At 65.4% G+C, this 11,105-nt stretch carries 11 protein-coding genes and 2 pseudogenes; 9 read left to right on the top strand and 4 right to left on the bottom strand.

Annotation, left to right across the window (positions count from 1 at the left end; all coding sequences use genetic code 11):
• Nucleotides 1-95: 95 nt before the first annotated feature.
• A pseudogene (locus tag ASF14_RS07520) lies at nucleotides 96-311 on the bottom strand (transposase); the annotation flags it as partial.
• Between the two features lie 244 nt (nucleotides 312-555).
• Between ASF14_RS07520 and ASF14_RS07515 the strand changes: the two are divergent.
• Nucleotides 556-852 carry a hypothetical protein gene (locus tag ASF14_RS07515; protein WP_082442131.1) on the top strand — a complete coding sequence of 99 codons (297 nt, stop codon included), beginning with the start codon at nucleotides 556-558 and terminating at the stop codon, nucleotides 850-852.
• Nucleotides 853-859: 7 nt separating this feature from the next.
• Here the strand turns inward: ASF14_RS07515 and ASF14_RS07510 are convergent.
• Nucleotides 860-1,024 (bottom strand): annotated as a pseudogene (locus ASF14_RS07510) (hydroxyisourate hydrolase); the annotation flags it as partial.
• A 248-nt stretch (nucleotides 1,025-1,272) separates the two neighbouring features.
• Between ASF14_RS07510 and ASF14_RS20720 the strand changes: the two are divergent.
• Genes ASF14_RS20720 through ASF14_RS07495 form a run of 4 tightly spaced genes read left to right on the top strand, consistent with a single transcriptional unit; the run spans nucleotide 1,273 to nucleotide 4,461 of the window.
• Nucleotides 1,273-2,235 (top strand): glycosyltransferase, encoded by a 963-nt coding sequence (locus ASF14_RS20720; protein ID WP_236696979.1) that lies wholly within the window; start codon nucleotides 1,273-1,275, stop codon nucleotides 2,233-2,235.
• Complete coding sequence (locus ASF14_RS07500) at nucleotides 2,232-3,218, top strand: hypothetical protein (protein WP_056433670.1); 987 nt, start codon at nucleotides 2,232-2,234, stop codon at nucleotides 3,216-3,218. The genes ASF14_RS20720 and ASF14_RS07500 overlap by 4 nt, the downstream gene beginning before the upstream one ends.
• Nucleotides 3,215-3,868 carry a PIG-L deacetylase family protein gene (locus ASF14_RS20715; RefSeq protein WP_010408764.1) on the top strand — a complete coding sequence of 218 codons (654 nt, stop codon included), beginning with the start codon at nucleotides 3,215-3,217 and terminating at the stop codon, nucleotides 3,866-3,868. The genes ASF14_RS07500 and ASF14_RS20715 overlap by 4 nt, the downstream gene beginning before the upstream one ends.
• Nucleotides 3,865-4,461: an SAM-dependent methyltransferase gene (locus ASF14_RS07495; protein ID WP_010408767.1), complete on the top strand. Its 597-nt coding sequence runs from the start codon at nucleotides 3,865-3,867 to the stop codon at nucleotides 4,459-4,461. The genes ASF14_RS20715 and ASF14_RS07495 overlap by 4 nt, the downstream gene beginning before the upstream one ends.
• 95 nt (nucleotides 4,462-4,556) lie before the next feature.
• Here ASF14_RS07495 and ASF14_RS07490 read toward each other — a convergent pair whose 3' ends face one another.
• The gene (locus ASF14_RS07490; RefSeq protein WP_056433666.1) at nucleotides 4,557-6,722 is read right to left on the bottom strand and encodes a catalase; all 2,166 of its coding nucleotides are present in this window, start codon (nucleotides 6,720-6,722) and stop codon (nucleotides 4,557-4,559) included.
• A 274-nt stretch (nucleotides 6,723-6,996) separates the two neighbouring features.
• Between ASF14_RS07490 and ASF14_RS07485 the strand changes: the two genes are divergently transcribed.
• On the top strand, nucleotides 6,997-7,296 hold the full coding sequence (locus ASF14_RS07485) for a diguanylate cyclase (protein WP_231902888.1): 300 nt from the start codon (nucleotides 6,997-6,999) through the stop codon (nucleotides 7,294-7,296).
• A 99-nt stretch (nucleotides 7,297-7,395) separates the two neighbouring features.
• The gene (locus tag ASF14_RS07480; RefSeq protein ID WP_010408774.1) at nucleotides 7,396-8,571 is read left to right on the top strand and encodes a zinc-dependent alcohol dehydrogenase; all 1,176 of its coding nucleotides are present in this window, start codon (nucleotides 7,396-7,398) and stop codon (nucleotides 8,569-8,571) included.
• A gap of 368 nt (nucleotides 8,572-8,939) precedes the next feature.
• Here the strand turns inward: ASF14_RS07480 and ASF14_RS07475 are convergent, their stop codons facing one another.
• Nucleotides 8,940-9,947 (bottom strand): IS110 family transposase, encoded by a 1,008-nt coding sequence (locus ASF14_RS07475; protein WP_010408776.1) that lies wholly within the window; start codon nucleotides 9,945-9,947, stop codon nucleotides 8,940-8,942.
• 326 nt (nucleotides 9,948-10,273) lie between these two features.
• Here ASF14_RS07475 and ASF14_RS07470 point away from each other — a divergent pair, with 326 nt between their 5' ends.
• Nucleotides 10,274-10,948 (top strand): putative quinol monooxygenase, encoded by a 675-nt coding sequence (locus ASF14_RS07470; protein WP_010408781.1) that lies wholly within the window; start codon nucleotides 10,274-10,276, stop codon nucleotides 10,946-10,948.
• Nucleotides 10,948-11,094 (top strand): hypothetical protein, encoded by a 147-nt coding sequence (locus tag ASF14_RS21390; protein WP_018250478.1) that lies wholly within the window; start codon nucleotides 10,948-10,950, stop codon nucleotides 11,092-11,094. Before ASF14_RS07470 ends, ASF14_RS21390 begins: the two co-directional genes overlap by 1 nt.
• Nucleotides 11,095-11,105 lie beyond the last annotated feature (11 nt).

The following is an 11,105-nucleotide window of genomic DNA, read 5'->3' as shown; positions in this document are numbered from 1 at the left end:
TCGCGTCGCCATGATGCCGCACCGGTGTCTGCCACAGTGCCGCACCTGTGGCTTGCGCATCACCTCGTCGGCAAGGCGGAGAAGACCGGACGCTTACGGCGCAGCCGCAGGTTCTCCTTTTCCAGATCCTTCATCCGCCGAGTCTGATCGGTCTTCAGGCCACCATATTCCTTGCGCCAGCGGTAGTAGGTCTGCTCGCTGACCGCGATGCGCCGACAGGCCTCGGCGGTCGTGCCGCCCTGACCCAGCATGATCTCAACCTCACGTAGCTTCCCGATAATCTCCTCGGGCTTGTGCTTCTTCGCAGGCATTCGTCGTCCCTTCCTTGGTCCAGACTGTAATAGTCGATGGACCACTCAGAAGGGGGCAGCTCAGACGGCCATGATCGGCGCGCGGCGCGCCAGCAATGACGGCTAGTAAGATGATGGCGAGTAGAACGAGATGATGAGGCCCGATGATAGCAGGCGCTCCCACGAGGCGATCCGCGCCGCTGCCTACGCACTTCGTGACTGCGTCAGGGCCGGACCTCCGCTTACCGACCTCGGCCGGCTACGAATGAACCTGGCCAATGCGGTACGGGAGCATCTGCCTACACAGCAGGGCTGGAACAAGGAGGCTCGAGGCTATTTCGCCGACCAGATGCCGACTTACGAGCGGATCATGGAAGAGGATCGCGAGCTTCGGCTACGCTACTCCGACCACATACGGCGTTGGAGCAGCAACGCGATAGCTTCGAACGTCCCAGCCTATGCTGCGGACGTCGCAACACTGGTAGAGCGCCTCGACCGCTACCTGCGGTCGCTTGAGCACGAGCTCTATAAGCCGATGCACCAGGCAGGGATCGAGGCGTGATCGGTGATCAATTGCCCCTGTAGGTGGAGTAGCCGAAGGGGCTGACCACGACCGGCACATGGTAGTGCGCGGCAGGGTCGGTGACGCGGAACACGGGATCGATCTCGGGGAAGAATGGCACCGCCTTCGCATCCGGGTAGCCTGCCATGTCGAACAGCAGCTTGTAGGTGCGCGGCGCGAACTTCGACGGCTACCTACCCGACGCCGATATCTCGGTTGAAACCGGGCAAACCTATAGTCCTGCATGACGATCTGGCATCTTGCATCACCGCGAGCAGCTATCGAAACCGGCGTTTATCACCTACAGTCCTGCAAGGCAGGGTCGCCGGTCCTGCGAAACCGATGGTGGGGGTGCCGTTGCGACCTGTGTCAGCTGCGATCTGTGTTCCGGTCCGCAACGAGGAGACTGCGTTACCGAAGTTGCTGGAGGCGATCGAGCGACTGGACCTGGGCGACGTCGAGGCTGCCGTGTTCTTCCTCCTTGATAATTGCTCGGATGCGAGCGAGCAGGTAATACTCGAGCATGCTGGTCGCATGGCCCTTCCGTTCACGGTGGCTCAGGGAGACCCGTCCCCTGATGCCAATGCCGGTCGTGCACGCCGGGCCGCCATCGCCCTCGGCCTGCATCATGCGGCGAGCACGCCCCACGGTATTCTCCTGACGACCGACGCCGACAGCCAGCCCCGTGCCGATTGGGTCAGGGCGGCACTGCAGGGCCTGGCCTCGGCCGACCTTGTCGCCGGGCGAATCGTCCGGATCGCAGCGGAGCGGGATCCGGTGCAGGGGAGGGTCGAGCGCTACCTCGATCGGCTTCACGCCTACCGACGATCGGTCGACCCCGTTCCGTGGGACAGTCCGACCGGCTCCCACTGCTCGGGAGGCGCCAACATGGCCTTCCGACCCGGAGCCTATCAGGCGCTGGGTGGCTTCCAGCCGGTGCCATGCGGCGAGGACGCCGCCCTGCTCGACGATGCCGGGCGCGCCGGGTTTCGCGTGCGCCGCGATCCCGGCATGGTGGTTGCGACCTCCTCACGGCGGCTCGGCCGGGCGCCGGGCGGCATGGCGGCTGCGCTCAGTGCTATCGACCATCACGGGGCACCCTCAATGCCGCATCCCCGAGGGGCGGCATGGCAATACCGACAGCAGGCGGAGGCGCGCCGCATTTGGGCCGGGCTCCCCGATTCCTTTGTCGCAGCTCGCTTCGGCGACCGTATCGGATTGACCGGTGACCATGTGATCGGCGTCGCGCGCGACTGCCCCAACGCAGAGGCGTTCGCCATGCGTGTCGTGCCGGCACTGCCCGATATAGCCGACGTCACCCTCGCTGAGGCCGAGCAGGCCCTGGCTTTGCTCGAGCGCCAGCTTTGCGAGCAGGCGGTATGACGACGGTCGGGGCTCTGCGTCATGGGATCGTCGCGGCGGGGTGGGCGACCGATCCCGCCGGCGATCCGACGACGCCCAAGGCATATCTGGACCTGCTCCGCCCTCTTTACGCTGCGGGACGCCGGGATCTCCCCATCGGGCGCCTGCTTGAGGGGCATGTCGATGCGGTGCAGATCGTGTTTCGATACGGCACGTCGTCCCAGGTCGCTGCGTTGCGGGCGCGCATCGCTGCGGGAGCGACGTTGGGTGTTTGGAATGCGGGCCTGCCGGGTGAGCCGCTGGTGCTTACCGGCGGACGGCTGACCGGCGGCAAGGGCTATGCATCGGGGGCGGGGATACTGACTCACGCGCTGGTAACCGCGGATAGCGAACGCGGACCGCAGCTGCTCCTGCTCGACCTCGAGGCCGATCCACCTGCCATCGATCGGGAGTGGTGGCAGACGATCGGCATGCAGCGCTCGGAGACACATCTGGTGCGCTGGTCCGGCTCTGTGATCGGTGAAGACGGCCGTATCGGCGAGCCCGGCAGCTATGCGCGGGAGCCGTTCTTCAGCGGAGGCGCGCTGCGCTTCGCCGCGGTTCATGCCGGCGGCATCGCCGGCCTGCTCGATGCAGTGCGTGACCACCTGACCACCCACGAGCGCGCTTCCGATCCGTTCCAGGCATCGCGCCTCGCCGACCTGTTCCTGCTTGCCCAGGGTGCAGCGGCGAGCATCCGCGACACGGCGGGCGCCTGGTTCAGCGGGACGGATGCGGAACGCCTCGCCCGGGTGTCCGCTGCGCGGCTATCGATCGCCGGCTCTGCCGAGCGCGCCCTGACGATCGCGCAGGAGGCGGTGGGGCTGCAGGGATTGTTCCTATCGCATCCGCTGGCGGCAAAGATCGCCGATCTCATGGTGTACCTGCGCCAGCCTGCGCCCGACGCGCATCGCTTTCGCGTCGGCCAGGCTGTCGCCGAGCACATCCTCGACCCCATTCTGTGAGGATCCCGCTGCGAAACGTACGTGTCGCGCTGGTGATCGCCCCGCACCCGGATGACGAGGTCATCGGCGCGGCAGGCCTCATTGCGCGGCTTCGCCGCCATGGAGCTCGGGTCCGGGTTGCGGTCGTGACCGATGGTGCCGCGTCTCACCGGGGCAGCCGACAATGGCCGAGAGCGCGACTGGTCGCGGCGCGCCAGCGTGAGAGCCTTCATGCGCTACGTCGTCTCGGCATCGTTGCTGGCGACGTCTCGTTCCTCAATTTGCCCGATGGCCAGTTGCCCTCGATCCCGGGACGCTGTTATCGCGCGCTGCGCCGCCAGGTCGCACGATGCCGGGATCTCGATCTCATCGTCGGACCGGCCTGCGATGACGACCATCCCGATCACCGCGCCGTAGCAGCGGCCGTCGCCCGATGCCCGGGTGGCGCCGGTCGGCTGACCTACCGCGTGTGGCCGCCTCGCCCGGACAGGTCCGGACCGGCATGGCGCATCGCTGTGCCCGGAGGAGTTCCGGTTAAGCGGTCGCTGATCCGCGTCTACCGGACGCAGCTCGGCGCCGTTTCCGATGATCCAGCAGGCTTCACGATCGCGAGACACGAGCTTGCGGCCTTTGCTCGTCCGGTCGAGCGCTACCGGCCGGGTTCGAAGTGACGAGCCCGATCGATCTTGCCGGGTTCGCCGCCAAGTTCGCCGGCGACGACGATCCCTGGCGCACCTTCACCGCCCGTGACGAGGCGGTGAAGCGTGCCGCGATCCTGCACGCGATAGGTCACCGACCGGTCGGACGGGTGCTGGAGCTGGCCAGCGGCAACGGATCCAACAGTGCCGCGATCGCGAGGATGGCGTTGTGCCTCGATGCGACCGAGGGCACGAGGGAGGGGGTCGACCTGACGGCACGCGCCGTCGCGGCCTGGCCTCGTGCGTGCGCATCGCTGCTCGTGCTCCCCGGTCGACCGCCACGTCTCGTCTATGACGTGATCGTGATCGCCGAGATCCTGTATTACCTCTCAGCGCGAGAGATGGCCCGGGTTGCGCGTGAGATGGCCGCTCGCCTGCGGGGAGACGGCACCATCGTGCTCGCGCACCACAGGATCGACTACTACGACTTCGCCCAGCACGCGGCAGGAATCCACGCCCGGTTCCTCGCAGAGACCGGGCGTCGTTGGACGGTTCGCACCGTGCGCCGCACCCGCCGCTGGGTCGTCACCGCGGCCCGCGCCGACGGTGTGCCCCGATCCCCTTGAACGCGAGCGAGGCAGCACGTCCCACGTCCGTGCGATATGAGGCTTGCCGTTAAGTGGAGCGGCAGGACGTCCACCTGCCGCTCCCGCCAGGGTCGTCAGGCCGCCGCGTCGAGATCGACCTTCATCTCCCGAGCCCAGAACCTGAGGTCACGACAGGTCGTGACGAACGCCTTGACGTCCTTGCTCTTGCTTAGGGCTACGAAGCCATCGTCAAGCTCCGGCACCCGAGAAGCGTCGAACAACGTGGCGGCTGCATCGGTGTAGCCGATGAACTTGCAGTGGCCGAACGCGTCCGCCACGAAGTCCTTGGAGGCCGCATCCTTGGCGAGCATCGCAGCCCCCTCCTCGGACGGGAGCACCGCGACGGCATCGAACAGGACCGAAGGTCCGCCGTCGATCTTCTGCTTGGCCGCGACCTTGGTGCCGTCGTCGAGCGTGACCCCGCCGATCTTCGGCGCGACCACCTCCCAGACCGCGCCTTCGGCTTCCAGCGCCTTGGTCAGCGCATTGAACAGCTCGGCGCTCGACCCATCGGTCAGCAGCAGGCCCATCTTTCGCCCGGCGAAATTCGCCGGGCCGTTGGCGACGATCGAGAGCGCCGACGATGTCGGCAGGTCTAGCGTCGGCTTGGCCGCCTTGGCGGCGTCCGGCAGGTCGAGGCCGAGCCCGTTCGCAACGGTAGCGGCGAGATCCTCGTCGATGTTGCGCAGGTGGCTGACCGCCCGGGCCCGGATGTCGACACGCTCTACCTTCGACAGCTCGAACACCAGCGCGTCGCCGATGTGCTTCTGCTCGATCGGCTGCTGGCTGAGATAGAACTGCCGCGCCTGGCTGTAATGATCGGCAAAGGTTTCGGACCGAATCCGCTGCTTGGTCCCCTGAACCTCAGCGGGGAAGCTGGTGAAGCCGATCTCCGCGTTCTCGCGCGGACCGCCTTCCGCGCCCCAGCTGTTCGGCTCATAGTTCACGCGCCCCTTTGGATTGCGCATCGCCATGTGGCCGTCCTGCTGGAAGTTCATCACCGGACAGCGCGGGGCATTGATCGGCAGGTGGGTGAAGTTCGGGCTGCCGAGCCGCTTCAGCTGGGTATCGAGATAGGAGAAGTTGCGGCCGTGCAGCAGCGGGTCGTCACTGAAGTCGATGCCCGGCACGATGTTCTGCGTGCAATAAGCGACCTGCTCGGTTTCGGCGAAGAAGTTGTCGACGTTGCGATTGAGCGTGAGCGTACCGACGATGCGGACCGGCACGTCCTCCTCGGGGATGAGTTTGGTCGAGTCGAGATGGTCGAAGGGAAGCTTGTCGGCGGTTTCCTGATCGAACAGCTGGACGCCGAGATCCCATTGCGGGAAGTCACCGCTCTCGATCGCCTCCCAAAGATCGCGGCGATGATAGTCGGGATCGGCGCCGCTGATCTTGACCGCCTCGTTCCACAGCACCGACTGGAGCCCCTGGCGCGGCTTCCAGTGGAACTTGACGAAGGTCGACCTGCCTTCCGCGTTCACCAGGCGGAAGCTGTGGACGCCGAAGCCCTCCATCGTGCGGAAGGAGCGGGGGATCGTGCGATCGGACATGATCCACATGATCATGTGCCAGGCTTCCGGGGTGAGGCTGGCGAAATCCCAGAAATTGTCGTGTGCGGTTTGCGCTTGGGGGAACGCCCGGTCGGGCTCCTGCTTGGCCGCATGGACCAGATCGGGGAACTTGATGGCATCCTGGATGAAGAACACCGGGATGTTGTTGCCGACGATGTCCCAGTTGCCCTGCTTCGTGTACATCTTGACGGCGAAGCCGCGCACGTCGCGCGCCAGATCGCGCGAGCCCTTGTTGCCCGCTACCGTTGAGAAGCGGACGAACACCTCGGTCTGCTGCCCGACCGTGCTCAGCACGTCGGCGCGGGTGTAGTCGGCCAGACTGTCGGTCAGTTCGAACACGCCGTGCGCGCCATAGCCGCGTGCGTGGACGACGCGCTCCGGGATGCGCTCGTGATCGAAATGGAAGATCTTTTCGCGGAGGATGAAGTCTTCGAGCAGCGTGGGGCCCCGCAGACCCGCCTTGAGACTGTTCTGGGCGTCCGCGATCGGGATGCCCTGCTGCGTGGTCATGGTAAGTGCCGCGTCCGAGGTCGTCTGGCGGGTTTCACCGCCATGGCCCTGCTGCTCGGCATAGTTCGTCGGCTGGTCGGCACCCGCCGGCAGCGGCGGTGCCTTCTTGGCCGTCTCGCCCTTGAGTTTCACCGCGCTTTTGATGCTCTTGCGTGCCATGGACGTAATCCTCCGATCATGCCCTTAATGCCACCAGCGCCACGGCGGTGCGAGGCATAAATCTTTGTAGCGACTGGGAACCGACCCGGAGGAGCGAAATCAAGTTATGTCAGTCGAGCATGGTCGCCGGTTCGGACGACAGGCGCGGGCTCGGCAACGTAAGTGTTCATGGCTGCGCAGAACCCGACTGCGGCTTCCTTGGTCCTGGATCACAGCCAGGGAAAGCCGATATGGACCGGTTGAGGATGTCTTAACGCCTTGCCGTTAGCCGAGCATGATGTACTCCCAGGTCGTACAGGTTTTCGACTGCGTCTGGCACGACCACGATCCGTGGTTGGTGCTGCTCGCGGGCCTGGTTTGCCTCTGCGGTATCTATGCGTCCTTTGCCCTGGCCGACCATGCCGTACGCTCAGGGCGGAAGACGCGCAGCCTGTGGGAACCTGTCACCATCGTGTCGGCCGGCTGCACGGCCTGGGCGACCCACTTCATTATCTTGCTGGCTTTCAAGCCGGGCATGCCGTCTGCGTTCAACCCGCTGGCCGTACGGCCGTTTTACGGCCGCTCGTTGATGTAAACGAATCAAATGGACGGGGACCCATGCCGCGGCTCAAGGCGTTGAGCGTCATAGACATGGCCCTGACGACAGGGACATCCACTCAGATGAGGAAACGACATGCGCGCACTATGCTGGCACGGTAAAGGCGATGTCCGCGTCGACACCGTTGCGGATCCCGAGATCAAGCACCCGCGCGATGCGATCATCAAAATAACCGCCTGCGCGATCTGCGGGTCGGACCTTCACCTGCTGGATGGCTACCAGCCCACCATGGAAGCCGGCGATATCCTCGGCCACGAGAACATGGGCGAGGTCGTGGCGCTCGGGTCCGAGGTAACCAACCTCAAGATCGGCGACCGTGTCGTCGTGCCGTTCACGATCAGCTGCGGCGATTGCTGGTTCTGCAAGAAGGGTCTGTTTGCGGCCTGCGATCGGACCAATCCGAACGCCGATATGGCCGCCAAAGCGATGGGCCATTCGCCCGCCGGGCTGTTCGGCTTCAGCCACATGCTGGGCGGCTACTGCGGCGGCCAGGCGGAGTATCTCCGCGTGCCGATGGCGGATGTTGGTCCGATCAAGATTCCCGACAACGTTACCGACGAGCAGGCCCTCTTCCTATCGGATATCTTCCCGACCGGCTACATGGCCGCCGAGAATGCGCAGATCGAGCATGGCGACACCGTCGCGATCTGGGGCTGCGGTCCGGTCGGCCAGTTCGCCATCCGCTCCGCGCTGATGATGGGCGCCGGCCGCGTGATCGCGATCGACGAGGTGCCCGAGCGACTCGCCATGGCGGAGGCCGGTGGCGCTGAGACGATTAACTTCGCCGAAACCGATGTCTACGACGAGCTGCAGGCGCGAACCAAGGGCCGGGGCCCCGACAGCTGCATCGATGCTGTCGGCTGCGAGGCGGCCGCGCACGGGGCGGCGGACGCGGTCATGGACAAGGTGAAGGCAAGCATGATGCTCGCCACTGATCGCGTCCACGTCCTGCGGCAGGCGATCATGAGCTGCCGCAAGGGCGGCACGGTCTCCGTGCCCGGCGTCTACGTCGGGATGGGTGACAAGCTTCCGATCGGTGCAGCGATGAACAAAGGACTAACGATCAAGCTCGGCCAAACCCACGTGCAGCGCTATACTAGACCGTTGCTGGAAAAAATCGTCGCGGGCGCGATCGACCCCAGCTTCGTGATCACCCACCCGGCCAGTCTTGAAGACGCGCCAGAAATGTACGCTAAATTCCGCGACAAGGAAGAAGGTGTGATCAAGGTTGTTATGCGCCCGCACGGTTGATTGGCGGAATAACCGGGAACAGGACGCTTATCGATGCCGATCGACACCGCCGCTTTGGAGCACGTGTAGCGGCGGTGTCGATCAGCTTGCGACCAAGTATGTCGGCAGACCTAGGGTCAGGATCTGTAATTTGCAGTCGCTCGGCGGTTGTCCCTTGAGGGTCTCAAGGATCTGTCCGCACTCGCCGATCCGAGGATCGGTCGTGCTGTATCGGGTCTCACAAGGCCGGACGTTGCATTGACTCGAAGCGGGCTCGGGAGCCCATCTGATAACCTTCGCAGATCGTCCGTCCCTGCGTTCCCTCGCGGGACACCGCCATCGGGTCAGCTGGAGAGCATCACCGCTGGCGAACGGGAACTTATCGCATTTCAGGCCTCGAACAAGGTGCCGTCGCGGAGCATGGCGTGCATGATGACGGCGAGGCGGCGGGCGAGCGCGACCCGGGCTTTCTTGAGGCCGCGCCGCTTCGCGATCTTCAGCGCCCAGGTCTTCAGCGCGAAGGTCTGCCGCGTGCGCGTCAGGATCGAGTTCGCCGCCTCGTAGAGGAGCTTGCGGACGGTGCCGTCGCCCTGCTTGGTGATCCGGCCGGTCCAGTCGAGCTCGCCGGACTGGTGCCGACGTGGGACGAGGCCAAAGTAGGCGCCGGCTGTCCGCGACCGCTTGAACCGACCCGCTTCATCGACGGCGGCGGCGAACGCAGCCGAGGTCTGCACACCGACGCCCGGGATGCTCATCAGCGCCTGACAGGCTGGAGAGGCGATGCTGATCGCCTTGAGCTCGCGATCCATCCGACGGATCTCGTCGACCAGCCCGGTTCGCGCCCGAAGCAGCGAAGCCACTGCCTCGCCGAGCCCCGGGACAGCGATGGCGGCCTGCACCCGTGCGAGAAACCGCTCGCCCTGGCCAGCTCCCGGTCTGATCCCGAAGGTAGCGCATAAGCCGCGGATGGTGTTGTCGAGCCGGACGCGCGCCTCGACCAGGTGCGCGCGGGCGGTGATCACCGAGCGTACACCGTGCGATGTCGGCGACTTGACGTGCACCTCCTTGTAAAAGCCGGTCCGGGCCAACTGCGCGAGCCCCGCTGCGTCATGTGGATCAGTCTTGTTCGCCTTCATCGCCTTGAGGCTCTGGTGGGCCTGGCGCGCATCGATGCACACGATCGCGACGCCCAGCTCGTGCAGGCCACGCGCAACCCATGGCGTCATCCGGCCGGTCTCGATCACCACGCGTTCCATCGGACCATGGCGTTCCAGCAGCGCGGCGATCGCTTCCGGCGTGCTGTCCACGCATTGCGCTGCGACCTTGCGCCCTTCGGCATCGACAATGCAGACGTGCGACGTTTCCATCGACAGGTCTATTCCGGCATAGTGCTTCATAGCTGCTTCCTTCCTTCAGGTCCGACAACCAGAAGGTGCGCCGCTCAGCCGGCCCGGGGAAGCAGCCACAAATTACACGATGACTCGTTGACCATAGCGAACAGCGATGGCCGACGCACCAGGAAGCGAAGCGCCACTTGGCGTGCGGTCGCGCCGTGGCTGGCCGCGATCTCCTCCAGCACGCGCCCGCCAGGGGTGCGCGGGCCGGGGAAGTCGCCCTGGCCGAACGGGCTGTCGGCGCCCGGCCGCGCGAACTTCCCATGATTTAGGCCCAGGACGCCTTCCGTGGAGCTCGAGGCGCTACCATCGGAACAAGGAGAGAAAAGATGCACAAGGCACTGTTCGTAGGCATTGAAGCCGGGCCGACCCACCAGGAAGATGCCGCTGAATTCCTCCGGGGTGCGCTGGAGCCGGTCGAGCATGAGCAGGACACGCGGCACTGGTACGCGCTGCGCTTTGGCCCCGCCGACTTCGCCATCTTCGATACCTTCCCCGGCAATGCCGGCCGGCTGAAGCATCTGTTCGGCACGGTCGGCCGGGCGCTGGTCGTGAAGACCTTCACCATCCTCAACGGATTGCCGGAGATCGAGCCGGCCGACATCCTCGCCCTCAAGGTGCCGGCGGCGGACGCCCTGCCGCGCTTGGCCCTGCATGTTCCGCTTGAAGCACGGGACGGTGCGGAGGAAGAGGTTGCCCGCTTCCTCCAAGGAGCCCGATCGGCCGTGGAGCGGGAGCCTGGCACCCTGTCGTGGTACGCTCTGCGTCTCGGAAAGACTCGGTTCGCCATCCTCGATACCTTCGCCGACGAGGCAGGGCGCGAGACGCATCTGTCGGGCGAAATCGGCACGGCGCTATCCGGAAGCGCTGCTTCGCTGTTCGCCGAGCCTCCCCAGATCCACCGCGCACAAATCTTGGCGTTCAAGATTGCATCCGCTGGTGATGAGGAGAGGACGAGCAGGAACACGTCGGTCGCGCGGCCCCTTGAGAGAGGGACAGTCTGATGGACACGAAGCAGAAGGTGCTCGTTGGAGCGGCCGTCGCCAGCACCGCGGCAGCCGGGGCCGCGTTCGCGTTCAAGTCCGCGGGCACGGATTCGAAGCTCACCAAGGTCGCGTGTCCGCCGTCAGCACCAATGGCACAGATTTGAGGTTGTGATTT

The sequence above is a fragment of the Sphingomonas sp. Leaf257 genome (assembly GCF_001422185.1).
Lineage (GTDB): Bacteria > Pseudomonadota > Alphaproteobacteria > Sphingomonadales > Sphingomonadaceae > Sphingomonas > Sphingomonas yabuuchiae.
The sequence above is the reverse complement of the archived record's forward strand: the minus strand, read 5'-3'. Positions and strand labels throughout refer to the sequence as shown.